General features: G+C 57.2%; 24 protein-coding genes. 16 read left to right on the forward strand and 8 right to left on the reverse strand.

Annotation, left to right across the window (positions count from 1 at the left end):
* Positions 1-70 precede the first annotated feature (70 nt).
* Positions 71-751: a response regulator transcription factor gene (locus tag AC2TCY_RS04745; protein ID WP_480845838.1), complete on the forward strand. Its 681-nt coding sequence runs from the start codon at positions 71-73 to the stop codon at positions 749-751.
* A complete protein-coding gene (locus AC2TCY_RS04750; protein ID WP_480845840.1) occupies positions 744-2,114 on the forward strand; it encodes a sensor histidine kinase in 1,371 nt (456 codons plus the stop codon). Before AC2TCY_RS04745 ends, AC2TCY_RS04750 begins: the two co-directional genes overlap by 8 nt.
* Here the strand turns inward: AC2TCY_RS04750 and AC2TCY_RS04755 are convergent.
* Genes AC2TCY_RS04755 through AC2TCY_RS04765 form a run of 3 tightly spaced genes read right to left on the reverse strand, consistent with a single transcriptional unit; the run spans position 2,111 to position 4,869 of the window.
* On the reverse strand, positions 2,111-2,578 hold the full coding sequence (locus tag AC2TCY_RS04755; protein WP_480845842.1) for a CYTH domain-containing protein: 468 nt from the start codon (positions 2,576-2,578) through the stop codon (positions 2,111-2,113). The genes AC2TCY_RS04750 and AC2TCY_RS04755 overlap by 4 nt on opposite strands.
* On the reverse strand, positions 2,575-3,330 hold the full coding sequence (locus tag AC2TCY_RS04760; RefSeq protein ID WP_480845844.1) for a ParA family protein: 756 nt from the start codon (positions 3,328-3,330) through the stop codon (positions 2,575-2,577). The genes AC2TCY_RS04755 and AC2TCY_RS04760 overlap by 4 nt, the downstream gene beginning before the upstream one ends.
* A 3-nt stretch (positions 3,331-3,333) precedes the next feature.
* Positions 3,334-4,869, reverse strand: a complete 1,536-nt coding sequence (locus tag AC2TCY_RS04765; RefSeq protein ID WP_480845846.1) for a CHAD domain-containing protein — start codon at positions 4,867-4,869, stop codon at positions 3,334-3,336.
* 265 nt (positions 4,870-5,134) lie between these two features.
* Between AC2TCY_RS04765 and AC2TCY_RS04770 the strand changes: the two genes are divergently transcribed.
* The gene (locus AC2TCY_RS04770; RefSeq protein ID WP_480845848.1) at positions 5,135-5,482 is read left to right on the forward strand and encodes a TfoX/Sxy family protein; all 348 of its coding nucleotides are present in this window, start codon (positions 5,135-5,137) and stop codon (positions 5,480-5,482) included.
* A gap of 59 nt (positions 5,483-5,541) precedes the next feature.
* Here the strand turns inward: AC2TCY_RS04770 and ndk are convergent, their stop codons facing one another.
* Together ndk and AC2TCY_RS04780 are read right to left on the reverse strand one after the other, a co-directional pair.
* Entirely contained in the window at positions 5,542-5,964 is a 423-nt protein-coding gene (ndk, locus tag AC2TCY_RS04775) for a nucleoside-diphosphate kinase (protein WP_239337727.1), read from the reverse strand.
* A gap of 105 nt (positions 5,965-6,069) precedes the next feature.
* Entirely contained in the window at positions 6,070-7,272 is a 1,203-nt protein-coding gene (locus AC2TCY_RS04780) for a multidrug effflux MFS transporter (RefSeq protein WP_480845851.1), read from the reverse strand.
* A gap of 301 nt (positions 7,273-7,573) precedes the next feature.
* On the opposite strand from AC2TCY_RS04780, the gene AC2TCY_RS04785 reads away from it, so the two are divergent.
* From AC2TCY_RS04785 to AC2TCY_RS04825, 9 genes are all read left to right on the forward strand, one after another.
* Entirely contained in the window at positions 7,574-7,783 is a 210-nt protein-coding gene (locus AC2TCY_RS04785; protein WP_480845853.1) for a hypothetical protein, read from the forward strand.
* A gap of 60 nt (positions 7,784-7,843) precedes the next feature.
* A complete protein-coding gene (locus tag AC2TCY_RS04790; RefSeq protein ID WP_480845855.1) occupies positions 7,844-9,697 on the forward strand; it encodes an ABC-F family ATP-binding cassette domain-containing protein in 1,854 nt (617 codons plus the stop codon).
* Positions 9,694-10,086, forward strand: a complete 393-nt coding sequence (locus tag AC2TCY_RS04795) for an ACT domain-containing protein (protein ID WP_480845857.1) — start codon at positions 9,694-9,696, stop codon at positions 10,084-10,086. The genes AC2TCY_RS04790 and AC2TCY_RS04795 overlap by 4 nt, the downstream gene beginning before the upstream one ends.
* The gene (locus AC2TCY_RS04800; RefSeq protein ID WP_480845858.1) at positions 10,083-10,703 is read left to right on the forward strand and encodes a MarC family protein; all 621 of its coding nucleotides are present in this window, start codon (positions 10,083-10,085) and stop codon (positions 10,701-10,703) included. The genes AC2TCY_RS04795 and AC2TCY_RS04800 overlap by 4 nt, the downstream gene beginning before the upstream one ends.
* Before the next feature lie 42 nt (positions 10,704-10,745).
* Positions 10,746-11,327 carry a retropepsin-like aspartic protease family protein gene (locus AC2TCY_RS04805; RefSeq protein ID WP_480845860.1) on the forward strand — a complete coding sequence of 194 codons (582 nt, stop codon included), beginning with the start codon at positions 10,746-10,748 and terminating at the stop codon, positions 11,325-11,327.
* 60 nt (positions 11,328-11,387) lie between these two features.
* Positions 11,388-12,008: an ImuA family protein gene (locus tag AC2TCY_RS04810; RefSeq protein ID WP_480845861.1), complete on the forward strand. Its 621-nt coding sequence runs from the start codon at positions 11,388-11,390 to the stop codon at positions 12,006-12,008.
* Between the two features lie 63 nt (positions 12,009-12,071).
* The gene (locus AC2TCY_RS04815) at positions 12,072-13,286 is read left to right on the forward strand and encodes an MFS transporter (RefSeq protein WP_480845862.1); all 1,215 of its coding nucleotides are present in this window, start codon (positions 12,072-12,074) and stop codon (positions 13,284-13,286) included.
* The gene (locus AC2TCY_RS04820; protein WP_480845863.1) at positions 13,283-13,879 is read left to right on the forward strand and encodes a YceI family protein; all 597 of its coding nucleotides are present in this window, start codon (positions 13,283-13,285) and stop codon (positions 13,877-13,879) included. The genes AC2TCY_RS04815 and AC2TCY_RS04820 overlap by 4 nt, the downstream gene beginning before the upstream one ends.
* Positions 13,880-13,960: 81 nt before the next feature.
* Positions 13,961-15,184, forward strand: a complete 1,224-nt coding sequence (locus AC2TCY_RS04825) for an MFS transporter (RefSeq protein ID WP_480845864.1) — start codon at positions 13,961-13,963, stop codon at positions 15,182-15,184.
* A gap of 41 nt (positions 15,185-15,225) precedes the next feature.
* Here AC2TCY_RS04825 and AC2TCY_RS04830 read toward each other — a convergent pair whose 3' ends face one another.
* Positions 15,226-16,176 carry a hypothetical protein gene (locus AC2TCY_RS04830; RefSeq protein ID WP_480845865.1) on the reverse strand — a complete coding sequence of 317 codons (951 nt, stop codon included), beginning with the start codon at positions 16,174-16,176 and terminating at the stop codon, positions 15,226-15,228.
* Between the two features lie 277 nt (positions 16,177-16,453).
* On the opposite strand from AC2TCY_RS04830, the gene metG reads away from it, so the two are divergent.
* The 3 genes from metG to AC2TCY_RS04845 all read left to right on the forward strand — a co-directional run bounded on the left by metG (position 16,454) and on the right by AC2TCY_RS04845 (position 22,758).
* Positions 16,454-18,172 (forward strand): methionine--tRNA ligase, encoded by a 1,719-nt coding sequence (gene metG / locus AC2TCY_RS04835; protein ID WP_480845866.1) that lies wholly within the window; start codon positions 16,454-16,456, stop codon positions 18,170-18,172.
* A 266-nt stretch (positions 18,173-18,438) separates the two neighbouring features.
* Positions 18,439-19,617, forward strand: a complete 1,179-nt coding sequence (locus AC2TCY_RS04840) for an efflux RND transporter periplasmic adaptor subunit (protein WP_480845867.1) — start codon at positions 18,439-18,441, stop codon at positions 19,615-19,617.
* Between the two features lie 3 nt (positions 19,618-19,620).
* Positions 19,621-22,758, forward strand: a complete 3,138-nt coding sequence (locus AC2TCY_RS04845; protein WP_480845868.1) for an efflux RND transporter permease subunit — start codon at positions 19,621-19,623, stop codon at positions 22,756-22,758.
* Between the two features lie 89 nt (positions 22,759-22,847).
* On the opposite strand, the gene AC2TCY_RS04850 is transcribed toward AC2TCY_RS04845, so the two are convergent.
* Both AC2TCY_RS04850 and glpD read right to left on the reverse strand, forming a co-directional pair.
* Positions 22,848-23,393: a DUF2087 domain-containing protein gene (locus AC2TCY_RS04850; RefSeq protein WP_480845869.1), complete on the reverse strand. Its 546-nt coding sequence runs from the start codon at positions 23,391-23,393 to the stop codon at positions 22,848-22,850.
* A 225-nt stretch (positions 23,394-23,618) separates the two neighbouring features.
* Complete coding sequence (gene glpD, locus AC2TCY_RS04855) at positions 23,619-25,208, reverse strand: glycerol-3-phosphate dehydrogenase (protein WP_480845870.1); 1,590 nt, start codon at positions 25,206-25,208, stop codon at positions 23,619-23,621.
* Between the two features lie 192 nt (positions 25,209-25,400).
* On the opposite strand from glpD, the gene AC2TCY_RS04860 reads away from it, so the two are divergent.
* The gene (locus tag AC2TCY_RS04860; protein ID WP_480845871.1) at positions 25,401-26,162 is read left to right on the forward strand and encodes a DeoR/GlpR family DNA-binding transcription regulator; all 762 of its coding nucleotides are present in this window, start codon (positions 25,401-25,403) and stop codon (positions 26,160-26,162) included.
* The last annotated feature ends 99 nt before the right edge of the window (positions 26,163-26,261 follow it).

Consider the following 26,261-nt stretch of genomic DNA (forward strand, 5'->3'; position numbering starts at 1 on the left):
GGCATCGCACCCGGCATGTTTTTTTTAACGGCCATCTGTGTTTAAATCCCGATTGAAAGGAACCGTAAGCATGAGTAGACGCCTGCTGATCGTTGAGGACGACGCCGACACACGGGATTTCATCGCCAAAGGATTTGGCGAAGAAGGTTATGTGGTCGAGGTTGCTGCGGACGGCCGCGAAGGGCTGTACCATGCCACTGATGGCGGATTTGATGCCATCGTGCTGGACAGGATGCTGCCTGGGCTGGATGGGTTGTCGTTGATCAAATCGATGCGGGCCGCCGGACTGAAAACTCCGGTCTTGATGCTGACCGCGATGAGTGCAGTAGACGAACGCGTCAAAGGCCTGCGGGGTGGCGCTGACGATTATCTGGTCAAACCATTTTCTTTTCAGGAACTGCACGCCCGGATCGAAGCCTTACTGCGTCGCCCACAAGAAGCCGAAGAAACACCTACCCTCACCTGTCGCGACCTTGAAATGGATCTATTGACCCGCAGAGTTACGCGCGGTGATCGGGAAATCACTCTGACCCCGCGTGAGTTTCAGATACTGGAGTTTTTTCTGCGTCGAAAAAACCGCGTCGTATCGCGCACCATGTTGCTGGAGGGGGTTTGGGATTATCACTTTGACCCCAATACGAACGTAGTCGATGTTCACATTTCAAAACTGCGCAGACAGCTGGACGAGGACGGGGCCGACCCGTTGATCGAGACAGTTCGGGGGGCTGGATATATGGTATCGGATGGCTGAGCTGCGCCTGTCGCTCAAGAACGCGCGCACACGTCTGGTTCTGGCCAGTATGGTCCTCAGCGCCCTGCTGACGGCAACTGTTCTGGCAATGGTTTATGTCACGGCCAACCGAACCATTTCCGGCGAAACCAGATCGGTTGTGTCCGCCGAACTGACGGGTCTGGCCGACGAATACGAACGGCGTGGTCTGATCGGGCTGATGTCCGCGATCGAACGGCGATTGCCAAGTGCGCCCGAACGCGACGCCGTGTACCTGCTGGCAGATCGTGTCGGCAACAAACTGGCTGGTAACCTGACTAGCTGGCCCGAAGGCATTGCAGCAGGAAGTGGTTGGGTCGAGTTGAGCCTGCGCAAAGTGGACACCGATCAGTTCGTTCCGATCTCTGCCGCGTCGATCCGCCTGCCCGGAGGAGAGCGGCTGCTGGTCGGGCGCGACGCGCAAGCGCGGCAGCAATTCGACCAGGTGCTATGGCGTTCGGTCGTGTTGGCGCTGACTGCAGCGCTTGCTCTCAGTCTGCTGACCGGATGGTTGCTGACAAGGCTGGTGTTTTCGCGCCTGAAAGATATTGCGGATACAGCCGAGGACATCGTTTCGGGCGACCTGTCCCACCGCATGCCGATCCGCGGCACGGGCGATGAGTTCGATCAGATGGCGGGCACGCTCAACAACATGCTGGACCGGATCGAAGAACTGATCAGCAATCTGCGCACCACATCCAATTCGATCGCGCATGACCTGCGCTCCCCTCTGTCGCGCCTGCGTCAGCGGATCGAAGCTCTGGCAGAACCCGGAAAATCCGATCAGGAGCGAGAGGTCGATACCGCTCGGGCCACCGTGGAAATCGACCATTTGCTGCGTGTTCTCAGTCAGCTTACTGAAATCTCGCGGGCCGAGGCCGGCTTGGGTCGCGAACAATTCGAGCCCGTGAACCTGTTGCAACTGGTCGGGGACGTAGTCGAACTTTACGAACCGGTCGCAGCGGATCAGGGTATCCGGCTTGAAGTAACAGGCTCAGCGGACCCGATCCAAGGCCACCGGCCGCTGCTGTCGCAAGCGCTTTCGAATCTTCTCGAAAACGCTATGCGCTATGCGCCAAAAGGTACGGCTATCACCATCAACATCAGCGAAAATGGTCCTCACACACTGCTCAGCGTACGGGATCGTGGCCCGGGTGTACCCGAAGCCGATCTACCGCGCCTGCAACTGCCATTCATTACGCTTGATCCGGCCAGAACCGGTCGTAATGCAGGGCTGGGTCTGGCGCTTGTCGCCGCCATCTCGCGAATGCACGGCGGCGCGTTCCTGGCACGAAACCGCTCCCCGGGTCTGGAGACCGTAATTCAATTGGCCAGGAAGCCTTAAATCGGTTTACCTTTGATCGCCATATTCTTGTTTTTAAATCGCTTATCCTCAGTCACCTCGACGCCAAACCAGTCGGGGGGACTAAACTGCTTGGCCTCGGATTCAGACCCAAATTCGACCTCAACCAGCTGCAAAGGCGCCAAGTCTCCCCGAAAAATATCCAGCTCAAAGACACGCCCGTCTGCAAGGTTTCCGGTAAAGCGTTCTTTCTCGACACGGCGGCCAGAGGTTTCGGGCCAGAATGTTTCGAATTGCTCGGCTGATATCTCAGCCTCTCGTTCGACTCGCACCAGCGACCCGGCACCTTTGAGGGTCAGGTAATAGGTTTCGTTCTTTTGCCGTAGACGCAACTCTGTCGAATCCTCGGGCGCGGTCAGATACCCTTGGCGGACCAAGGCCTTTTGCACTTTGGTCAGATCGGGCAACTCGGCCACAAGGAATTTGCGTTCGATTTCCGTACTCATTTGGCCCGAGTCACTCTGTTGTCCAATTCGTCATACAGCGCCTGATAAGCCGCGCTGGCTGCGCTGCGCCTGGCATAGGTTTGCACTGGCGCGCGGTGTTGTCCCATGCGTTCAATATCAGCGGCAAAGGGTATGCAGCTACGCAGGAACCGCTTGCGGTACTGCTTGCGCATCGACTGCATTGTCTCGAGATGTAGCGTTTTTCGTTTCTGTACCATCGAAAAGAACGCCCGCAGCTTTTTCTTGGGCAGATTCTTTGCGGCGAAGAATCCGACCAATTGCTCAAATGATCGCTCCGAAAGCGTTGTGGGAATAACCGGCACGACGATAGTGTCAGCAGCCTTGAAGATGTTTTCTGACAGTATCGAGAAATTCGGCGGGCAGTCCAAAACGATCACGTCGTAGTCCCCTCCAACCAACATCAATGCCTTTTTCAAACGCGAGCGTTTGTTCCGCATGCGTGATAGGAACACGTCAAAATCACGGTGGGTCAGATTTGCAGGAAGAACGTCCAACCCTTCGAAATCACTGGCGCGTATGGCCTTGGTAAAGCGTTGAACACCCTCGAAAAACCGAGCCTCTGTCAATTTTCTTGACGGCTTCACGCGCAGATAAAATCCCGACGCCCCTTGTGGGTCCAGATCGCACAGCAGCACGCGCTTGCCCGCCTGCGCGTAAGCATAGGCAAGGTTCACAGCAGTTGCTGTTTTCCCTACGCCGCCTTTGTTGCTGTAGCAGGCCAATATCTTCATTCCTTAGTCCTCCGACTCGTGAAACAGAGTTCGGAACAGGCGGCGGATTTTGGGGCTGTCGAAGTGTTCGAAATTCGAAAGGACACGATCGCGTTCTTCCAATTGCTTCTGGCTTAGCACCGCAACCAGACCGCCAACTGCCATGCCAAGCTGCGCATTTGCCTGACCCGAGCGCGCGGTCCGTTGGGCAACAAAACGCAGCAACGCCTCTTGCTGAACAGAACAGTCGTTGAACAATCCAAGGTTATTTTGAAGCTTCTTCAATGGCTTAATGATCGTTCTGAAAGCTTTAGCATCGAACAATGGCGCGAAGAATTCCATGAGATACCGCAATTTCTTGCAGTGAATACGCAAAGTGTGCACCACCTTATCCGAAGTATCGGGAGTGATGCCGCGAGCAAGTTTGCAGACCTTGCGATAGCGTTTCCAGATCAGCGATCGGGCATAGGCATAGGCGCCGACGTCGGCGTTCAGACCAACCGCAAGCTGTGTGTGGTCCTGAAACTGAGTGGCCAAGGCTTGCATGGAGGCCTTGTATTTCGCGCTGCGAAGACGACGTGATAGTCGGGATAGTTCCTGAACGCGCTCTGCTTGGATCTGAGCAAACAATTCAATTAACCCGGCATGAAGTTCTTTTGGTAAAACGCTGAAGTACCTATCTTTCTCAAAAAGATAGACATCCAAATCCCGTAAACGACCCGTCGGTGTCATATGGTCAGCGAACACGTTTTTCAGTTGATCGGTCAGGTCATCTGAGTACACGCTTTGAAACAGGCTGAGAGCCGAACGGATACGACGCAGAGACACTCGGTAGTCATGCAGGAATTCGGTATCGATATCGGCAATGATGCCCGCTTCGTTCTGACGTGCGACTTCAAGGAATGTTCGGATGATGTCCGTGGCGGCCTGAATGGCGGGTTCAGATTTCCCAAGCGGAATATCTGGCTTGGCGAGATAGGGGCGCATACCCGGATACAATTGAGAAAACACAAACTCGGCTCGGGGTTGGCCCTTGTCGAGCTTGCCCAAAGCAGCGCAAGTCCTGGCAAACGCGCGATCATACCCGCGCAGACGTTGCAGGTGAACGATAGCGATCTGACCATTCTCGGATTTCAGCGACATGACCGAGCCGCGAACCAGGGTTTTCTGAAGATCATCCAGGACAGCAATCGATTGCTCACCGATCCGTCCTTCTCCAACGACCATCAGCGCCCGCAAGGAAGGAAAATCTGAAAGTGTCCGACGCAATGCTCCATCCGGGAGATCCTGAATAAAACGGCCCTGCCCGATGACATCTTCTGCGACGACAACGCCGTTATCGCCAATCAGCCGCACCCCGCCTGAAGTTTCGATCAGCAGTCGCCCGGAACGTCGCAGCGATTGATCATGGCAATCCAGAAACGTTAACGCCCGGTCCGCCGATATTGTCGCCAGCTCCACCCGGTACCCGTCCAACGCTTCTTCAAGCGAACCGGCCTGCAGTTCCTGCGGGACCACAAAAATTGCGCCCTGTTCACCCGTCACACCAGACCCTTCCATGCTGTCACCGGATACATTCCCACCCTGGAAACGCCATTTCCCCGAACACCGTTTCCGAGCACAGCCAAGCCTGCCAAAGACACCCGGGGCATTCACCAAGCACAAGCGATGTGTTGCATTATCCTTTCTCGGAGTTCGTTCAGTCACTCTTATTAGGTATGAAATCGGAACGTGTAAGCCGGATCAAGGAAAACTGCCCCCGGTCTGGCGCAAACACCCGGCTAGGGCTGGTGACAGCGGCCCGAGGTCACGATAAGACCAAAGCATGACCGACCCCGTTTCTTCGATCCGCAACCTTGGTCCAGCTTTTGAGCAAGCCTGTGCTCGCGCTGGTATTCATTCAGCGCAGGAGTTGCGCGACCTGGGTGCTGATGCAGCGTATTCGCGGCTGTTGCAGGCCGGGACTCGGCCACATTTCATTGGCTACTATGTGCTTGTAATGGGTTTGCAGGGACGCCCATGGAACGACTGCAAGGGCGAAGAGAAAAAGGCGCTGCGGCAGAGGTTCGATGCAATCAAGGCCGAGGCATCGTCGGCACCGGAAACGCAGATGATCTCTGATCTGGACGCGATCGGGGTGCGCATTGCGCCGCGCGACCTAAAACAGATCTGAGTACAAAAAAGCCGCCCCCGAATTCGGGAGCGGCCAAATCAGTTCCGTCTGACGGCGGTTTAGCCGACCAGTTCGATGCCCGAGAAGAAGTAGGCGATCTCAACAGCAGCAGTTTCCGGAGCGTCTGAGCCGTGGACCGAATTTTCGCCAACCGATTCAGCGAACTCAGCACGGATGGTGCCGGGGGCCGCGTCTGCGGGGTTGGTTGCGCCCATGACTTCGCGGTTTTTGGCAATGGCGCCTTCGCCTTCCAGAACCTGAACAACAACCGGAGCCGACGACATGAATTCGCACAGTTCGTCATAGAACGGACGCTCGGCATGCACGTCATAGAACTTGCCAGCCTGAGCCTTGGTCATGTGGATGCGCTTTTGCGCCACGATGCGCAGGCCTGCATCTTCGAACTTGGCATTGATCTTGCCAGTCAGGTTGCGGCGGGTTGCATCGGGCTTGATGATCGAGAATGTGCGTTCCAGTGCCATATCGGCCTCTCCTTACTCTGAAAGCGCGGGGTGCCGCGCCGAAATATATCGCGCGCCGCCTAACATGGTACGGGGCGTATGAAAAGCACTATGATGCAAAGCGGTTCAGATCGTTTCAGGCAACGGGTCCTGACGGTCTACCCAGCGGACATACAATACCGCCAACAGGCCGATGAAGCTGCTGATGCACATCATGCCCAGCACCAGAAACGGCCCGTTTTGCGGGTTAACAAATGCACCGGTCAGCGACGTGATAACCGCCCCCAACGCCACAATCATCGCCCCCGACAGCCCGGCTGCACTGCCTGCAAGTTTGGGCCGCACTGACATCAGGCCGGCCGAGGCATTCGCGTTGGTCAGCCCATTGCCGAACCCCACAAATACCGCCGAACCGAAGAAAACCCAGACCGAGCCCATCTCACCGAGAAACAGAATCAAACCGAACAGCGGCCCCAAGAATGCGACGATGCGGCCCGCCAGGATCATAGTGGTCAACGGTGTAGACGCAGCGATGCGTCCTGTGATGAAGTTACCCACCATGAACCCACCGGTTATGATACCTATACCAAGGCCCAGCATCGCCGGGCTGAGGTCGAACCATGCTGCCGCCACCAACGGCGCACCCGTGATAAAGCTGAAAAACCCGCCGATTGAGAACGCCGCGCACAAGGCATAGCCCCAGAAGCGGCGCGCCCTAAAAAGATACGGGTATTCTCGCAGCTGAGCACCGAAAGTTGAGGAGCGATCGGTATTCGTTTCACCCATATCCACCCAAAGCAGCACCAGCATGCCGGCGCCAAATGCGGAATACAAAATAAACCCGGCGCGCCAGCCGAACAGCATATCAAGGGCGCCACCCAACATCGGCCCCAACATGGGCGCCAGAGCCATCGCCATCGCAACGTAACCCAGCTTACTGGCCGCCTCGTTTGGGGGATGCATATCCCGGATCGATGCGCTTGAAAGAACTGGTCCGGCGACCACAGCCGCTTGCAGCAGGCGAAACCCAAGGAAGGTCCAGATCGAGTCGGCTAATACACAGCCCAACGATGCAAAGGAGAAGATTGCCATACAGATCAGCAGGATGGGTCTGCGACCGTATCGATCAGACAGAGGCCCCATGATCAGTTGCAGCACCGCCGAAACCGCCAGGTATCCGGCAACCGACAGGTTCACCAGCCCGTAATCGACCTGAAAATCCTCTCCCATCCGAGCAAGCGATGGCAGGAACATATTCAGTGACAACACTGACAACGCGGTCGCAAAAATCAGCGTGATCAGAGACGGAGGTGTTTGAGCCGCGCGCATGAAGAAAACCGGTGTGAAATGCCAACCGAACCCGTGCTATCATATGGTCCGCGCCATGCCCATGCCGAACCTTTGCCACTGTGCATTGCGGGGAATGGACATGGATTGAGCGCATAGCCCCTTGGACGAGTGCGAAGGAATGACGCAGCCGGAAAACAGCGCTTTCAATTCCTGATTATTTAAGTCAGTTACTCCTTGCGCGAACAGAGTCGACAAACAACACAAGGTCACTCTAATGATACCAAAGCTTGCTTTTACCACCTGTTTTCTTGCTTCAACGGCCATAGCTGATGAGACGACAGTGACAATGGACTATGAGCTGTTCGAAACATCAATTGCGCACACCGATCTGGAAACTTGCCCGGCAAACTTGCCCCAATCAGGCGCTTTTTGTCGTGCCACTTTGCACCACGACGAATTTCACGTCTTTGCTTTCAGTGAGGAAGGCGACCAGGTTTTGGTTGGATTTGCCTCCTACCCGTTCGAAGACGTGGCTGTTGAATTGAACTGATACGCAGTCAGCAAAGTAACCCCATTGACAAGCGTCAGGCCGTGCCGCAGTGCTCGGCCTATGCTACGGATTGAAGACATCACTTACGCCGTCGAAGGCCGCCCCCTGTTTGATGGGGCCAGCGCGACAATCCCGGATGGTCACAAGGTCGGCCTTGTTGGCCGCAACGGCACCGGGAAGACCACACTGTTCCGCCTGATCCGGGGAGAGTTGGCACTGGAATCGGGGAACATTTCCCTTCCCAAACGGGCGCGGATCGGGGGCGTGGCGCAAGAGGTGCCCTCGTCCGACGTTTCGCTGGTCAACACGGTTCTGGCCGCGGATACAGAACGCAGTGCGCTGATGGCCGAAGCCGACAGTGCAACGGACCCTGGTCGTATTGCTGATATCCAGACCCGCCTGGCGGATATCGACGCGTGGTCGGCCGAGGCGCGCGCGGCCTCGATCCTAAAGGGTCTTGGGTTCGATGACGAAGATCAGTTGAAACCGTGCTCGGATTTCTCGGGCGGCTGGCGGATGCGCGTAGCATTGGCGGCGGTGCTGTTTTCGCAGCCTGATCTGCTGCTGTTGGACGAACCGACCAACTATCTGGATCTCGAAGGCGCGCTGTGGCTAGAGAGCTATCTGGCGAAATATCCGCATACGGTGATTATCATCAGCCACGATCGCGGCCTCCTGAACCGTGCCGTAGGATCGATTCTGCACCTGGAAGACCGCAAGCTGACCTATTATGCGGTTCCGTACGACAAATTCGCCGAACGCCGAGCCGAGCGTCTGGCGCAGGCCGAATCCGAGAATGCCAGAGCAAAGGCGCGCATCGCGCATCTGCAAAGCTTCGTGGACAGGTTCCGCTACAAGGCCTCCAAAGCCGTTCAGGCCCAGTCGCGTTTGAAAATGATCGAACGCATCCAGCTGGTTTCGACCCCGCAAGAGGCCGCCCTGCGCGCGTTCACGTTCCCGGAACCCGAAGAGCTGTCACCACCGATCATTCAACTTGAGGGCGGCGTAACGGGTTATGGCGAGACCGAGGTGCTACGACGGTTGAACTTGCGTATCGATCAGGATGACCGCATCGCCCTGCTCGGCAAAAATGGTCAAGGTAAATCGACCTTGTCGAAACTACTTTCCGACCGCCTGCCCCTGATGGCGGGAAAGATGACTCGCAGTTCGAAGCTGCGCATCGGTTATTTCGCGCAGCATCAGGTGGATGAGCTGCACGTAGACGAAACGCCTCTGGATCACTTGCGTCGGCTGCGCCCGGATGAGGCGCCGGGTAAATGGCGCTCGCGACTGGCCGGGTTCGGTCTTGGCGCGGATCAGGCGGAAACCGTGGTTGGCCGCCTATCGGGTGGCCAAAAGGCGCGCCTGTCGCTGCTGATCGCCACAATCGACGCGCCGCACATGTTGATCCTCGACGAACCGACAAACCACCTCGACATCGAAAGCCGCGAAGCGTTGGTCGAGGCGCTGACCGCCTATTCCGGCGCAGTCATTCTGGTCAGCCACGATATGCACCTGTTGGGGTTGGTGGCAGATCGGCTTTGGCTGGTTTCGGATGGAACCGTCAAACCGTTTGACGGCGATCTGGAGGTTTATCGCGACCAGCTGCTGGCGCGCGACAAACCCGTGAAAGAAAAGCCTCAGACGGCAAAACCGAAGCGCCCTTCACGCGATGCAATGCTCGCGTTACGCGCCGATTTGCGCAAATGCGAGGATCGGATCGAGAAACTGACGGACATGCACGAGAAACTCTCGGCCAAGCTGGCAGACCCGGCGCTGTACGAGGATGACCGGGTCAACGATCTGGAAGGCTGGAATCGTAAATTTGCCGAAGTGACCGAAGCGATGCAAAAAGCCGAGGCGCTGTGGGTTGCCGCCGCCGAACGGCTTGAGAAAGCCGAGGCCGCAGCATGACTTCTCCGGTGAAAGAAACCAAAGCGATGATTGCTGGCATGCGACCCCATGCGGTGGCCGGGGAATTCGCATTCGTCATTTGGCCAGAAGACACGGCCTGGCCAAAAGGGACTCGCGCCAGCTGTATCGAAGACGAAGGCCTCTCTCTGATCGTTCCCGTCAACGCCGCCACCCATGGCGCCCTACCTATGCGCTGCATCACGCTGCAGGTCCACTCATCGCTTGAAGGCGTTGGCCTTACTGCAGCAGTATCGGCAGCACTTGCACAATCCGGGATACCAGCAAACATGGTCGCAGGTTACCATCACGATCATGTCTACGTTCCGGCAACACAGTTGGACGATGCAATGGCAGTTCTTGAACGTTTGCAACAGGATGCAAGAGATTGATTGAGGCGGCTTTTTTCGTAACGGCATTCACCACACTATTCGTGGTGATCGACCCCTTTGGCACGACGCCGATTTTTGTGGCCATGACGCAGGGCATGGGCGCGCGCGCACGTCGTATTACTGCCATTCGCACCTGCCTGACGGCCTCTGGTATCCTGATCGCGTTTGCCGCCTTTGGCGAAGCGGTTCTGGGTTTCGTCGGCATCTCGATGGAGGCATTCCGGGTCGCAGGTGGCGCGCTGCTGTTTTTAACCGCGCTCGATATGTTGTTTGATCGGCGTACCAAGCGGCGCGAGGATCGCGCAGAAGAAGAAGAACACCCCGATCCGTCTGTCTTCCCGCTGGCAATCCCGCTGGTGGCCGGACCGGGCTCGATTGCAACAATCATCCTGCTGGCGGGACAGAACCCCGGCATACAGGGGATCGCGGCAGCCTGTGCAGTCATGTTGGCCGTAATGGCTGTGGTCCTGACGTTCTTCCTGTCTGGCGGACTGATCGCGCGCATTCTGGGCAAAACCGGGTTGAATGTTCTGACGCGGCTGCTCGGGATGCTTCTGGCCGCCTTGTCGGTTCAGTTCATTCTGGACGGGCTCAAGGCCTTTGGATTTGCTTCATGAATTCCCATATTGGGATTGGTAGAGCATTTTTCGGGTGACGGCATGGATGGTTATGAAATCGGGCGTTTGACCTATCTGGTCCTGCTGGGTGCTGCGCTGCTGATGTGGTTCATCACTCAGAACCGGCAATCGCTGGGCAAGACCATGCAGATGGCCGCCGCCTGGGTGTTCATCTTTATCGGCGTCATCGCAGTGATCGGGCTTTGGGGCGACATCCGCTCGACCGTCAGCACCACGCCCCAGATGACTGTGACCGACCATCGGATCGAAGTGCCGCGATCCTTTGACGGGCATTATTACTTGCCGTTGCTGGTGAATGGCGAGCCTGTCACCTTTATGGTCGACACTGGTGCCAGCCAGATCGTCCTCAGCCCGCGGGATGCCAAACGGGTCGGGATTGATACGGATCAGCTGAACTATCTGGGCCGGGCCGTGACCGCTAATGGAGTGGTGCGTACTGCTCCGGTCCGCCTGGAGAGCTTGGCGCTGGGGCCGATAACGGACCGCAATGTCCCGGCCTCGATCAACGAAGGAGATCTGGATCAATCGCTGCTGGGTATGGAGTATCTGCATCGGTTTCCCAGCATTCAGTTCGCGGATGGCCGCCTGATCCTGTCGCGTTAGATCGCGCAACCGCTGCGCTTTTCGATTGAGAACAAAAGCGGAACATGCTAGCATCTCGGCATGTCTACCCATCTTCTTGGCCGCAAACCCGCGCGTGAGGCGCCGGGGCTGAAACTGCACCCGCAGATCACGCTGCAATTGGGGCGCGTGCACGAGGCCTGCGGCCCCGCCCGGCGCAGCTTTGCCATGTGGCTGGCCGGTCAGGCGCAGGGGCCGGTGCTGTGGATATCGCCCGCGTGGGAGCCCGGGCAACTGAACCCGGACGGGATGATGCCCTTTGCCGATCCGGCCCGATTTCTGTTTGTTCGCCCCACCCGCGCCGAAGATCTGCTGTGGTGTATCGAGGAAGCGCTGCGCAGCGGAACCATCCCGCTGGTCATCGGCGATCTGCCCGGCGCGCCGGGGCTGACACCGATACGACGGATGCATTTGGCCGCCGAACAGGGTGGCACGATGGGGCGGGCTCCGATGGGGCTGCTTCTGACCCCTGGCGACGGCGGCGCGCAGGGGATTGAGACGCGCTGGCACATGGCCGCAGCCCATCAGGGCGAGGCTCGGCGCTGGACCTTGACTCGCCGCCGTGCCCGCGCCCTGCCCCCGGTCAGCTGGCAGGCCACCCAGACCGCAGCCCGCGCCGGTCTGCACCTGCAACAGATCGAAACAGAAGACACGCTTGCTTAACGGATCGGCACATCACGCAACTTGTGACTGGTCAAAGCCAGCGGCGCGCCCTAGCGTTCCGGCATGACGCATCCCATCCATGACAGCCGATACTCCTGGCTACGCCTCCTGATCACATTGGCCATCGCGACAGTAGTCAATGTAGGCATGTGGGCCGTGATCGTCGTCATGCCAGCCATCGAAACCCAGTTCGGCGCCGGACGCGCGGAAGCCTCAATGCCCTACACGCTTACCATGATCGGGTTTGCGCTTGGCAACATGTGGCTGGGTAGGTTGGTCGACCGAATGGGCGTAACGAAAGCGTTGATCGGGGCGGCTGTGCTTAGCGCTGTCAGCTATCTTATGGCGACGCTTGCACCCAACATGGTTCTGCTTTCGGTGGCACATCTAATCTTGGGGCTGGGCACTTCCGTCGGCTTCGGCCCGTTAATCGCCGATATATCGCACTGGTTCATGCGCAAGCGGGGGATCGCGGTGGCACTGGTGGCCAGCGGCAATTACCTGTCCGGCGCAATCTGGCCCACCCTGCTGGCCGGCATATTGCAACGCGAAGGCTGGCAACAGGTTTACCTGAGCCTTGCCCTCATCACTTTGGTTTCGGTCATCCCCCTCTCTCTGCTGCTGCGTCGTACTGTTCCGGTCGAAGCCCACAACACTGCCGCAGCTGCAGCAGAAGTCAGATCGCAAAGCGTAGGCCTGTCGCCGCGAGCTCTGCAATATATACTGGGGCTGGCTGGGATTGGATGCTGCGTGGCAATGGCGATGCCACAAGTCCACATCGTTTCCTATTGTGTTGGACTGGGTTACGGGCCTGCTGTAGGGGCCGAAATGCTATCGCTCATGCTGATGGGCGGCGTGGTCAGCCGCATCATCTCGGGCCTGGTAGCGGATCGGCTGGGCGGGCTTTACACATTGCTGATCGGATCCATCCTGCAATGCGTCGCGCTTTTTATGTTCCTGCCCTACGATGGGATGGTGTCGCTTTACGTCATCAGCATGCTCTTTGGTCTGGCTCAAGGTGGCATTGTCCCCAGCTACGCTCTGGTGGTTCGTGAATACATGCCCCCACAAGAGGCCGGCGCACGCGTTGGGTTTGTTATGATGATGACCATCATGGGCATGGCTCTGGGTGGGTGGATGTCGGGATGGATTTACGATGTTACCGGAAATTACCAACTTGCCTTCGTGAATGGTATTCTGTGGAACGGGTTGAACATTGCCATCCTGCTGATCTTGCTTAACCGGTCACGTCCACGCGAATCCCAGGCGTTGGCATGAACCACTTCTCACGACGCACGCTGATCGCAGGGCTGGCCGCCCTGCCACTGGCGCGCGCCGCACAGGCTGCCCTGTTCCCCTATGTCCTGGCGCCACGGGAAACCACGGTCGGCTTTTCCTTTGAATTGTCTGGAGTAACTCAGTCAGGAACGATGCCTATCCAGTCCGCAAATATTCAGGTCGACACAACGCGCTTGCAGAACAGCCGAGTTGACGTCGTGATGGACGTGGCCAAGGCGCGGACCAAACTTCACTTCGCTCGTGGTCCGATGCTGGGCCAAAGCGTACTGGACGCCGCCCGTTTCCCGACGATCCGATTCTCTTCGACAAAAATACGACTGGGTCCCCATGGCCGCATTTCCGAAGGCGCATCCATTACCGGAGATCTCACACTGCGCGGCGTCACACGCCCAATAACGCTGAGCGCAAACCTCTACCGCCCACCAGGCAGCGCCGCGGATGAGTTGGATGTTCTGTTCATTCACCTGACCGGAAGACTGAATCGTCACGACTTTGGTGCATCAGGCTACCCAGACTTGGTGCAGGAAGAGGTGGGCCTGAACATCGAAGCTGAGATCGAACGCATGACCTGATTACAGAAAAGCAAAAAAACGACGCGCGGAGGTCGAATAGGCGCGCGCATTATTCTGCGATACGTTAACCCTGAAACCATCATGCGCACGATCATTTCCTTTGCCGCCCTCTTTTTTTCAGTCATTCTACTTCAGCTCTCGACGGGGGGCGTCGGTCCTCTGGATGCGATCTCTGGTATCACCCTGGAATTCTCGACCGAGCAGATCGGTTTGTTGGGGTCGTCGCATTTTATCGGGTTCTTCATCGGTTGCTGGTGGGCGCCGCGCCTGATGGGCAATGTCGGCCACTCTCGCGCCTTTGCTGTTTGCACAGCATTGGGGGCGATGGGGCTGATCGGACATACCCTGACCGACAACCCTTACATTTGGGCGGCACTGCGCATCGCATCAGGCACCTGCGTCGCGGGCAGCTATACGGTTATCGAAGCGTGGTTAAACGCCAAAGTCACGAATGAGACGCGCGGGCGTGCCATGGGCACCTACCGCATTGTCGATATGGGCGCGTCACTTGGTGCTCAGCTGATTATAGCAGTGCTACCCCCTGCGTCTTACGTCTCGTACAATTTGCTGGCCATTTTGTGCTGTGCATCGCTGCTCCCGCTGACACTGACACGTGCTAGCCAGCCTGAAACACCTAAGGCCCCGCGTCTGCGTCCAAAGCTTGCTTGGAACAGTTCTCCCTTGGCCGTTGCGGGCGTTATTGTGGCCGCTCTGAGTTCCGCATCCTTCCGAATGGTCGGACCAGTATACGGGCAAGAGGTCGGTCTGGGTGTGGATCAAATCGCCTTCTTCCTGGCGTCATTTGTTCTGGGCGGTGCGCTGGCCCAATACCCGATGGGATGGCTTGCCGACAAATACGACCGGCGCTGGGTTCTGATCTGGCTATCGATCGCAGCGGTTCTGAGCTGTGGAATAACGATGATCGCCAGCGGCACCGGAACCTTCGGCGTCATGCTGGCGGCAGGGCTGTTCGGATTCACAACGTTTCCGATCTTTTCGGTTTCTTCTGCGCACGCGAACGACTTTGCCACGACGGAACAAAGGGTCGAGTTATCCGCTGCATTGATGTTCTGGTACGCATTGGGAGCGATCGCGTCGCCCTATGTATCGTCGACGCTAATCCAGCAGTTCGGTCCCGGAGCGTTGTTCGCCTTCGTGGCGCTGGGCCATGTATTCCTGATCGTCTTTGGCCTGGCCCGAATGCGGTCCCGCCCTACCCCGGAAGAACGGACCAACTACGTCTACGCCCCTCGAACTTCTTTTACTATTGGCCGATTGCTGAAACGGTCACGCGAAAGGCGATAGACACACCGCGTTTTTGGTCCCGGACTTAGGGTCAAAAATGTTCAGTCGGCATCAGTAACTGCTGAAGGCGAAGCCGGGATCATTTCGTCCAGAATTGAACCCGCTTCGTAGCCCAAAAGGTCGACCTCCATCCGCGCCGGGTCTCCGAAAGCCCACGCCCCGACATTTCTCTGCATTCTCACGTAACCAGCATACTTCGTCAGCGCATCATTCCCGTGCGCGTTTTCTGCGAACAACACTTGGCCGGCTGCCACCTTTTCGGGCATCACGCGCTGCAAATACAGCAGAACTACGTTTACGTCTTCAACGCTGGAGCCGCCGTGATGCACGACGTACATTTTCGCCCATTCCCGCTCGTCCATAGCGGCACGCGCTTGAGACACCGCGGAATGGAGCGCGGTCAATTCTGCGCGAGCGGCCGAACGCATGTTTGCTGCCCATACCGGTCGCATATCGTTGATTACCTGAGAGACTGCTTCGCGTGAAAGCTCATCTTTGCTCAGTGCGTTTTTGGCGAAATCGCGGGCCATCTCAAGCATTTCCCGTTGGCTCGCCAGTTCGTCTTTCGGTAAGTCGAGCCCATCGATTGAAGCGAGCAAGCTTTCTATTTCTGTGGCTACAACCGAAAAATCCTGCTTCCAGCGCTCTTTCCCCGCATCATCTTCCGGCCAAGGTGTTACGGCGCCAATAATTGCCAATAGGACATGCGACGTTGACTTAAATATCTCATACCGTGGCGCGTTCCTTGAATATGTCGCCTCTCCTTCATCCGATATCACTGTGACATCACGAGCAATTACCATGATCGGTCGTGTTTCAGCGGTCAGCGCATCCTGACCGCGATGAAAGATTGAAAGCATCGCGTGGTTGAATGTTTCCACCGCCTTTTCCGCATCATTTTGATCAGCGGACGCGTCTACCGAAGACAAGAAGATGGTTGCACACAAGACAACGGCGGCCTTCAAGCCGCGCCATATCGATGAATACTGCATTTTATATCCCCCACGACAGGTTCGCCGAACCATCATACACCGTGGAAGCCTGTTGCGCGAACACCGCGTCGTCACTCAATTCCATCGTAAGCACGCGCGGTAGGAAGAGTAAGGCGCATTCACTCCGACACAGTCATCTGAAGGACGGTCACCGATCTCGGTGTCAGGTAACTCCATCCCTTGATGGCACGGAAATTCGGATGTGAGTGAAACCGGGCTTTTGCTGGCCGGTCACTTCATGTAGACGGGCGCGCAGACAGTTACGCGGATACGGAACATGGCTCGAATTCTCATTACCTCGGCAATCCCATACATCAATGGGATCAAGCACCTCGGCAACCTGATCGGCTCGCAATTGCCTGCCGATCTGTATGCACGCTATCAGCGTGGCCGGGGGAACGAGGTCATGTTCCTGTGCGCCACGGATGAACACGGCACCCCTGCCGAGCTGGCTGCCGCCAAAGCGGGCAAGCCGGTGGCTGAGTATTGCGCCGAGATGTACGGCATTCAGGCAGACATCGCCAATCGCTTTGGGTTGAGCTTTGATCACTTCGGCCGCTCATCCAGCGAACAGAATAAAAAACTGACCCAGCATTTCGCGGGCAAACTGGATGACGCCGGGCTGATCCGCGAAGTCACGGAAAAGCAGGTCTATTCCAACGCCGACAAGCGCTTCTTGCCTGACCGTTATATCGAAGGCACCTGCCCCAATTGCGGCTATGAGCGCGCCCGCGGAGACCAGTGCGAGAATTGCACCAAACAGCTGGATCCCACCGACCTGATTGAGCCGCGCTCAGCGATTTCCGGGTCCACCGATTTGGAAGTGCGCGAAACCAAGCACCTGTACCTGCGTCAGTCTGCGATGAAGGATCAACTGGATGCGTGGATCGACAGCAAAAGCGACTGGCCTATCCTGACGACATCAATCGCCAAGAAATGGCTACATGACGGTGACGGTCTGCAAGACCGCGGGATCACACGCGATCTGGACTGGGGCGTGCCGGTCAAGAAAGGTGATCAGGATTGGCCAGGGATGGAGGGCAAAGTATTCTACGTCTGGTTTGATGCGCCTATCGAGTACATTGCCTGCGCCAAGGAGTGGGCGGATTCCAGCGGCAAAACCGATGCTGAATGGGAACGCTGGTGGCGCACGGACAAAGGTGCGGATGACGTGCGCTATGTCCAGTTCATGGGCAAGGACAACGTTCCCTTCCATACTCTATCGTTCCCCGCGACCATTCTGGGCTCGGGCGAGCCGTGGAAGATGGTCGATCACCTCAAATCGTTCAATTACCTGAACTATGATGGCGGCCAGTTTTCTACCTCGCAAGGTCGTGGCGTGTTCATGGATCAGGCGCTGGAGATTCTGCCCGCCGACTACTGGCGCTGGTGGTTGCTGAGCCATGCGCCCGAAAGCAGCGACAGTGAATTCACATGGGAAAACTTTCAGCAGTCGGTGAACAAAGATTTGGCCGACGTTCTGGGCAACTTCGTCAGCCGTATCACCAAGTTCTGCCGCTCGAAATTCGGCGAGGCCGTTCCTGAGGGCGGCGAATTCGGCGAGCGGGAACAAGAACTGATCGCTGACCTGACCCGCCGCGTGCGCGCGTACGAGGGTCATATGGAAGCAATGGAGGTTCGCAAATCCGCGCAGGAATTGAGGGCGATCTGGGTTGCAGGTAACGAATACCTGCAAGCGGCCGCTCCTTGGTCGACCTTCAAGGAAAACCCGGAACAGGCCGCAGCACAGGTGCGGTTGGGACTGAACCTAATCCGTCTTTATGCTGTTCTCAGTGCGCCTTTCATCCCCGAAACCTCGGCCCGGATGCTCAGCGCCATGAACACGCTGGACACCAGTTGGCCCGAGAACGTGGACGCAGCGTTGAATGCCCTGCCCTCCGGACACACGTTCAGCGTGCCGGACGTAATGTTTGCCAAGATCGCGGACGAGCAGCGCGAAGACTGGCAGACCAGGTTTGCCGGGGCGCGCGACTAAACGCCTACCAGGCAAATTGATTAATCGGGGGCGGCCTACGTCCTCGATTTTGCGGGTTTCAACGGCATTCGAACCCTGTTTCTCGCGTTTGGCCGCCTAAGTCGGTTGCTTGGCACAAGAAAATCCCGAACTGCTGATACGCCACGTCTTTCAACGTGCTTGAGGAATCCCACCAAACCGTCCATCCTGCCGTAGAATTACTTCGACTCGTCGAGGCTCAAAATGCGCCTTGGCCCATCACCCTTAGTTTGAACGAGGCGGTCGCAATGTCCCCAGCAATCTTTTCTTCGAAATTTCAAAATTGCGGGCGGTTCAGGGCGATCGGCCTGCCTCTTGCAATGCTGGCGGTTTTGGGATCGGCACAGATTTCCGCCGCTCAGGATCAAAGCGACGCGCCGCCGCCTAAGGTATCGATTGCCGCAGCCTACACACAGGAAATCACGGACGAAGCCGTGTTCATCGGCCGGGCAGAGGCGATCAACAAGGTCGACATCATCGCCCGCGTAAGCGGTTTTTTGGACAGCAAGGAAGTGGACGACGGATCGTTGGTGGCCGCGGGCGACTTGCTATTCACCATTGAACCCGACCTCTATGAAGCCACACTGGAGGCGCGCAAAGCCGATCTGGACCGGGCCGAGGCCAATCTGGAACTGGCCAAGGTCGATCTGGCTCGAAAAGAAGAATTGTACAAACGCGATGCCACGCCGGAATCCGAGCGCGACATTGCCCGCGCGAACGAACTGGTGGCCGAGGCCGAGGTCAAAGCCGCCAATGCCGCAATCCAGCAGGCAGAACTGGATCTGAGCTATACCAAAATTCACGCGCCCTTTGACGGGCGTATCGGCAGGATCACAACCAGCGTCGGTGACGTCGTCGGCCCAAACAACCCACCCCTCGTCAACGTGGTGAGCGAGGCACCGATCTACGTGAACTTCTCGCTAAACGAAAAAATGTTTACTTCGATCCTGGAGACTTTCGGAGAAAACGCGGCATCGCTGGCCGAAAGCCAGAAAAGTCCGAATGTCCATGTGATTTTGCCTAACGGAACGGAACTGGATGAAACAGGCGAAATCGTCTTTGTCGACAACAGGATCGATCCGCTGACCGGTGCCATCACCTTGCGCGCGCAGTTTGACAACACCAACCGCCTGATCATCGACGGTGCATTTGTGAATGTGCAGATCGAGGCGCTGGAGCCCACCCTGCAGGTATTGGTCCCGCAAGCGGCGCTGCAACGCGACCAGCGCGGCGAATTCGTTCTGGTCGTCAACGACAAGCAGATGGTCGAACAGCGCTATATCACGACCGGAGACACAGTAGAAACTGCCATCATTGTTCTTGACGGTCTGCGTGAAGGTGAAAGCGTGATTGTCGAAGGTTTGCAGAGGGTTCGTCCAGGTGTAGCCGTCGATGCGGTCGTCGCCTCAGAACAGCCGGGAGAATAACCGATGTTCTCAGCCCTGTTCATCAGCCGGCCTAAGCTGGCCCTTGTCATCTCGCTTGTCCTGACCATTCTGGGCGGTATCGGCTACATGGTCCTGCCCGTAGCCCAGTTCCCGGACATCACGCCACCTGTCGTCAGTGTGTCTACGACCTACACGGGCGCCAATGCCGAAACCGTCGAAAACACCGTCGCCGCCCCGATCGAGGCGCAAGTAAACGGTGTGGATGACATGATCTACATGACATCAACTTCGTCTGATAACGGCTCATATTCGTTGAACATCACGTTCGAGGTCGGCACGGATCCGGATATCGCCTCAGTGAATGTGCAGAACCGCGTGGCGCAGGCGATGTCCTCGCTGCCGACCGAGGTGACATCATCAGGCGTGGTGACCGAGAAAGCGTCGACCAACATGCTGTTGCTGGTCACGCTGACGTCTCCCAATGGCACCTATGACAGTGTGTTTTTGTCGAACTATGCGTCGATCAATCTGAAAGATGCGCTTGCGCGGGTTCAGGGCGTCGGCAAGGCGGACGTTCTGACCAATCTGGAATACGCCATGCGGATCTGGATGGATCCAGACAAAATGGCTGCGCTCTCCATCACGCCCGGCGACGTGATCAACGCCATTCGGGAACAAAATATCGAAGTTTCGGCGGGCTCAATCGGCTCACCTCCGGTCCCTGAAGGGCAGACTTTTCAGTATACGATCAAGACCAAAGGGCGCCTGACCTCGGCCGCCGAATTCGGCGATATCGTCATCCGCACCGGGGAAGCCGGCGCAATCGTGCGTGTAAAGGACATTGCACGCATTGAACTGGGCGCTCAGTTCTATTCGGCCTCGGGGTACTACCAGGCGGTCCCTGCGACGGTGATCGGCATTTATCAGGCTCCGGGCGCCAACGCTCTGGCGGTTTCGGAACGGGTGGAGGCAGAGCTGGAACGCCTGTCGCGGTCCTTCCCGACAGATGTGGAATATGCTGTCCCCTTCAACACTACGGATTTCGTTGAGCAATCGCTGAACGACGTGGTCACAACCCTGATCCTGACCTTTACCCTTGTGATCTCGGTCGTGTTCCTGTTCCTGGGCAGTTGGCGCGCAACGATCATTCCCGCGGTGGCGATTCCGGTCTCGTTGATCGGGACATTCGCCTTTTTGTTGGCCTTTGGGATGTCGCTGAACACAATCTCGTTGTTCGCACTCGTGCTTGCCATCGGGATCGTGGTGGATGACGCCATCGTTGTGGTCGAAAACGTCGAGCGGATTATCGCAGACGAAGGACTTCCTCCGGCCGAGGCTACCCGCAAGGCTATGGGGCAGATCACCGGGCCTGTTATTGCGACAACTCTCGTGCTGTTGGCTGTATTCGTGCCGGTGACGTTCATGCCTGGCATCTCGGGGCGGCTATATTCGCAGTTCGCCGTCACGATCTCGACCGCGGTTGTAATTTCCTCGATTAACGCGCTGACACTGTCTCCGGCCCTATGCGGACTGGTGCTGAAGGCAAGGTCCGGCCCCCCCAAAGGGGTGCTGGCTACTTTTGAGCGCTTCATCGGCACCGTACGCAGCGGCTATGTCGCGATCGTACGGAAACTTCTCATCCTGCCAGTCGCAGCATTGGGCGTGATTGTCGTGCTCGCAATGGGTACCGGAACCATCATGTCCAACACATCCAGTGGCTTTATCCCTCTGGAGGACAACGGCTATCTGTTCGTTGACATCCAGCTGCCGGATGCCGCCACGCTGGAACGCACCGAAACCATCAGCTCACGGGTCGACGATCAAATTCGCGAAATCCCAGGCGTCGCCAACACGGTTCTCGTGAACGGCTTTTCGCTGCTGAACGGCACCACAACAAACGGTGCGGCAATTTTCGTCAACCTTACCAACTGGGACGAACGTCAGGATGATGATCTGAGCGCAGATGCCATCCTCGCCAAGGTATTGGCCATCGCCTACGGCGAATCCGCAGCCTCGATCGTCGCCTTCAACCCGCCCCCGATTCAGGGCCTCGGCATGTCCGCCGGCGTCGAAATGGAGGTACAACAGACCGGAGGCGGCACACCGCAGGATTTGGCATCAGCCGTTGGATCTTTTGTCTATGCCGCCAATCAACGGCCCGAAATCGCGCAGGCCTACACCACCTTCCGCGCCAATGTTCCACAGCTGTTTGTTGATCTGGACCGTGAGAAAGCCAAGACACTGCAAGTGTCGGTGGCAGAGGTTTTCCAGACAATGCAGGCCCAACTGGGCTCGTACTATGTAAACGACTTCAACCTGTTCGGTCGCGTCTACCGCGTAATGATCCAGGCTGACGGCACATATCGTGACAATGTCGAGGATATCTCGAACCTCTATGTTCGGTCTGAAAAGGGCGAGATGGTGCCACTGGGTACACTGATCGACGTGGAGAACGTGCTGGGCCCGGTCCTGCTCAAGCGTCACAATCTGTTCCGGTCGGCGACTGTTACGGCTGTTCCCGCTCCGGGCTTGTCGACGGGTGATGCGATCAACGTGATGACCGAGGAATCGGCAAACGCCCTACCCCCTGGCTATGCGTTCGAATGGACCGGCACAGCGCAGCAGCAGCTGGCTTCGGGTGGTCTGGTGATCGTCATTCTGGGGCTTGCGATCCTGTTTGGGTATCTGTTCCTGGTTGGGCAATACGAGAGTTGGACCATGCCGGTCTCCATTCTGTTGTCGGTCGTCGTGGCCTTGTTTGGCGCGGTTGCGGCGGTGGCAATCGTGGGCAGCGACATCAACCTTTACACGCAGATCGGGATGATCATGCTTGTCGGTCTTGCCTCAAAGAACGGCATTCTAATCGTCGAATTTGCGATGGAGCAGCGTGCCAAAGGGCTGTCGATCAAAGAGGCGGCGGCTGAAGCCGCGCATCAGCGTTTCCGCGCGGTGATGATGACCGCACTGTCGTTCCTTCTGGGCGTTGTGCCACTACTGGCGGCTAGCGGAGCCGGTGCGGCCAGCCAAAGGGCAATCGGCGTGGCTGTATTCGGCGGGATGCTGGCTGCTACGCTGATTGGTGTAATCGTGGTCCCGGTCTTGTATGCCTTGATGCAAAGCCTGCGAGAATGGGTAAAGGGTACCAAGAACGATTCGGACCCGACCGAAGAGGCCGCCTAAACCCGAAAAAACACAAGAAAAAGCCCCGCCGATAACGCGGGGCTTTTTCTTTCGGATACTAGTCCTTGGCTTTACAACACAGCGCGGATCTAAGCTGAACGCGCACGGCGGCGGGAGGTAACTGCTCGGATCAACGCCTTTGCCTCGGCCGGAGGTTCCTGTTCGACCCGGCGATAGTCCGTTCCGTCCCGTTGCCGGGTCAACAACCCGCTGGATATCATGGTCCGGCGCAACGTGGCCGGGTCCTCAAAATTATGTTCTTGGGACAGATACGCGTTGATGTCCTTTTCCCTAAAAGACGTCCCAGCAGGCAATCCTGACCACAGCACCCAGAGCGACAGGTTTTGCACGGACCGCTTTGACGGCCACTCACGCAAACGGCCCAGTTCGTCAAACCGGTGAAGGGCGCGTTCAACCGTACGCATATCTGTTGCGGGCTGATCTTCTCGCGCGTTCAGCCGTCTTCGCGCCGCATTGGCGGATCGCATATGTTGAACGTTTTGAAACCCCGCGGCGCGGGCCACCATGTTCATCAAGGTCAGGTGCGACGGGCTTGTATCTCCCAGTTGACGGGACAAAGCACGCACGAAGGCTGTCAAATCATCGGTGTGAAGGGGAACAGAGACTTTGGTCATCATGCATCCATGTCGGGCGTTTTGCTCGATCGTTGGTCGCTGGCTTAACGAAACTACGCCCTGATGTATGCGATGTCGTTTATGTCTTCTGGCAGGTTTAGCACTCTGGAAAAGAGCAGCGACGCCTCGGTGTCTGCCGACCGTGTCAGATGGCTAACACGGTATGCCCCGTTGGCCAAGCGTCAAACGCCCAATCGTTGAAAACGTGCAAATTATCCGAAGCCGTCAAGCGACCTTTTCAGGTTGCAGACGATCCACCATCCACGTGTCTATCCGCGCAACCTGATCCGCGTTCAGGCGAAGACCCAGTTTGTTGCGACGCCAGATCACATCCTCGGCCTTACGGGCGTATTCCTTGTCCATCAACCACACCAGTTCCAGTTCCGTGAGCGTGGCACCAAAATCTTCGCCCAAGTCAATGGCATCCTGCGCGTCGCCCAGAATGGCTCGCGCGTCGGTTCCGTAGGCGCGGATCAGGCGACGCGCCCATTTTGCGTTCAGAAACGTGTAGTCCGTCAGCAATCCGTCGATCTGGTTCTGCACATCCTCAACTGGGAAATCCCCTCCGGGCAATGCGACACCAGCAGTCCAGGGCCCGGGCAAGTCCGGGAAAAACGTCGCCACCTTGTCCAACGCGCTTTCGGCAAGGCGGCGATAGGTCGTGATCTTGCCGCCAAAGACGTTCAGAACCGGAGCTCCACCTTCCGCATCTACTTTCAGCGTATAATCCCGCGTTGCAGCCGTGGCGCTGCTGGCCCCATCATCATACAAAGGCCGGACGCCGGAATAGGTCCAAACGATCTCATCGCGCGTCACGGCACGCTCAAAGTACTTTGATGCGAAGGCGCAAAGGTAATCCTGCTCGGCTTCGGTGCATTCAGGCTTTTGGTCTGGGTCGGGATGATCCTGATCCGTTGTTCCGATCAGGGTGAAATCCTGCTCATAGGGGATCGCAAAAATGATCCGGCCATCTTCACCCTGGAAAAAGTAACATCTGTCGTGATCATAGAGTTTCGGAGTCACAATATGACTGCCCCGCACAAGGCGCACGCCCTCTCGCGAATTTGACCGGATCTTGGTTTGAATGATGTCTCCAACCCAGGGGCCACCTGCATTGATCAACATTTTCGCGCCGACAACACGTGTCTCGCCACTAGCCCGGTCTCGAATGGTGACGTTCCACAGATCGCCACTGCGCTCGGCCGAGAGAACTTCGGTCTGCACCAGAATTTGCGCACCGCGCGCTTCAGCATCTCGAGCATTCAAGACGACCAGCCGGGAGTCTTCTACCCAACAGTCGGAGTATTCATATGCCGTCTCGAATTTGCTGTGCAATGGATCGCCTTCCGGAGCGCAATGCAGGTTCAGCGACGTTGTGCCCGGTAGGATTTTCCGCCCACCCAGATTGTCATACAGGAAAAGCCCCAAACGGATCAGCCAAGCTGGCCTGCGTCCGCGCATCCAGGGCATCACCGTGCTCAACACGCGCGAGGTGGGCGTTTCCGCGTCAAACCTCATGTCGGCGTGATAAGGCAGCACGAACCGCATAGGCCAACTGATATGCGGCATGGCCCGCAGCAGAGTCTCGCGTTCGATCAGGGCTTCGCGTACTAGCCGGAACTCAAAATACTCCAGATACCGCAGCCCGCCGTGAAACAGTTTAGTCGAGGCGGAAGATGTAGCCGACGCCAGGTCATTCATCTCGGCTAATGTTACCGACAACCCCCGACCCGCGGCATCCCGCGCGATACCACATCCATTGATACCGCCACCAATGACAAAGAGGTCTTTGATCTGATCTTCCTGAGGCTGCATGTCAGATGATTCCCTGATGACGATAGTCATCGGCATTAATTGGAACATCATTCGGAAGGTCAACGTATTTATTCGTTTTCTTTCGCTTTACAGCACAAACTAGGGCTTCATTCGAGAATTTCTCACGTTTTGCTTGCCATCTACCTAAAAAGGAACAAAAACGAATAAAGCTATCATCTTTGGGAACCTGCCATGTCCTTGTCATTTCGTCAGACTGACATTCTTGAAATCGCCAGCGCCGAAGGTCGAGTAGCCGTCGACGATCTGGCGGACCGGTTCGGCGTGACCGTCCAAACGATCCGCCGTGACCTTTCCGAGCTGTCAGAGGTGGGTAAGCTGGATCGGGTCCACGGAGGCGCCGTTCTGCGTTCGGGCGTGTCCAATATCGGCTATGAAGACCGCCGCGCCCTTAACGAAAAGGTCAAAACCCGCATCGCTGAGCGCTGCGCTGCAGATATTCCCGACGGTAGCTCGATCTTTCTGAACATCGGCACCTCGACCGAGGCCGTCGCGCGGCATCTGTTGGGCCACAGGAACCTGATGGTTGTGACCAACAACATGAACGTGGCGAATATTCTGGTAGACAGCCCCGAATGTCAGATCGTCGTCGCCGGCGGAGTTCTGCGACGGTCGGACGGCGGCCTTGTGGGGGACCTGACCGCATCCACGATCCGGCAGTTCAAATTCGACCACGCGATCATCGGCTGTTCCGCGCTGGATGCGGACGGGGATTTGCTGGATTTCGACCTGCAAGAAGTGCAGGTCAGTCAAGCAATCATTGCACAATCCCGACACACATGCCTGGTTGCCGATCAGTCAAAATTCCAGCGAACGGCACCCGGTCGTATCGCCTCGATGTCGGACATCGATACAGTCTATACCGACGCTCCCCTGCCCGGCGATCTACCTCGACTCTGTCGCGACTGGCAGACGTCGGTCGTTCTATGCGATTAGGCGTCTTTCGCATATAACACGAATTCTGGCAGCCGCTTCTTGCCAGATACCAATGGTCCTGACACTATCCCTAGCATTGAAACTTGTGCACGGGAGGGG

The organism is Ruegeria sp. HKCCD7181, assembly GCF_057221055.1.

Bases quoted from the DNA above. Each gene is read 5' to 3' on its own strand.
- AC2TCY_RS04745 (WP_480845838.1), top strand. From the start codon at position 71: ATGAGTAGACGCCTGCTGATCGTTGAGGACGACGCCGACACACGGGAT.
- AC2TCY_RS04750 (WP_480845840.1), top strand. From the start codon at position 744: ATGGCTGAGCTGCGCCTGTCGCTCAAGAACGCGCGCACACGTCTGGTT.
- AC2TCY_RS04755 (WP_480845842.1), bottom strand. From the start codon at position 2,578: ATGAGTACGGAAATCGAACGCAAATTCCTTGTGGCCGAGTTGCCCGAT.
- AC2TCY_RS04760 (WP_480845844.1), bottom strand. From the start codon at position 3,330: ATGAAGATATTGGCCTGCTACAGCAACAAAGGCGGCGTAGGGAAAACA.
- AC2TCY_RS04765 (WP_480845846.1), bottom strand. From the start codon at position 4,869: ATGGAAGGGTCTGGTGTGACGGGTGAACAGGGCGCAATTTTTGTGGTC.
- AC2TCY_RS04770 (WP_480845848.1), top strand. From the start codon at position 5,135: ATGACCGACCCCGTTTCTTCGATCCGCAACCTTGGTCCAGCTTTTGAG.
- ndk (WP_239337727.1), bottom strand. From the start codon at position 5,964: ATGGCACTGGAACGCACATTCTCGATCATCAAGCCCGATGCAACCCGC.
- AC2TCY_RS04780 (WP_480845851.1), bottom strand. From the start codon at position 7,272: ATGCGCGCGGCTCAAACACCTCCGTCTCTGATCACGCTGATTTTTGCG.
- AC2TCY_RS04790 (WP_480845855.1), top strand. From the start codon at position 7,844: ATGCTACGGATTGAAGACATCACTTACGCCGTCGAAGGCCGCCCCCTG.
- AC2TCY_RS04795 (WP_480845857.1), top strand. From the start codon at position 9,694: ATGACTTCTCCGGTGAAAGAAACCAAAGCGATGATTGCTGGCATGCGA.
- AC2TCY_RS04805 (WP_480845860.1), top strand. From the start codon at position 10,746: ATGGATGGTTATGAAATCGGGCGTTTGACCTATCTGGTCCTGCTGGGT.
- AC2TCY_RS04810 (WP_480845861.1), top strand. From the start codon at position 11,388: ATGTCTACCCATCTTCTTGGCCGCAAACCCGCGCGTGAGGCGCCGGGG.
- AC2TCY_RS04815 (WP_480845862.1), top strand. From the start codon at position 12,072: ATGACGCATCCCATCCATGACAGCCGATACTCCTGGCTACGCCTCCTG.
- AC2TCY_RS04820 (WP_480845863.1), top strand. From the start codon at position 13,283: ATGAACCACTTCTCACGACGCACGCTGATCGCAGGGCTGGCCGCCCTG.
- AC2TCY_RS04825 (WP_480845864.1), top strand. From the start codon at position 13,961: ATGCGCACGATCATTTCCTTTGCCGCCCTCTTTTTTTCAGTCATTCTA.
- AC2TCY_RS04830 (WP_480845865.1), bottom strand. From the start codon at position 16,176: ATGCAGTATTCATCGATATGGCGCGGCTTGAAGGCCGCCGTTGTCTTG.
- metG (WP_480845866.1), top strand. From the start codon at position 16,454: ATGGCTCGAATTCTCATTACCTCGGCAATCCCATACATCAATGGGATC.
- AC2TCY_RS04840 (WP_480845867.1), top strand. From the start codon at position 18,439: ATGTCCCCAGCAATCTTTTCTTCGAAATTTCAAAATTGCGGGCGGTTC.
- AC2TCY_RS04845 (WP_480845868.1), top strand. From the start codon at position 19,621: ATGTTCTCAGCCCTGTTCATCAGCCGGCCTAAGCTGGCCCTTGTCATC.
- AC2TCY_RS04850 (WP_480845869.1), bottom strand. From the start codon at position 23,393: ATGACCAAAGTCTCTGTTCCCCTTCACACCGATGATTTGACAGCCTTC.
- glpD (WP_480845870.1), bottom strand. From the start codon at position 25,208: ATGCAGCCTCAGGAAGATCAGATCAAAGACCTCTTTGTCATTGGTGGC.
- AC2TCY_RS04860 (WP_480845871.1), top strand. From the start codon at position 25,401: ATGTCCTTGTCATTTCGTCAGACTGACATTCTTGAAATCGCCAGCGCC.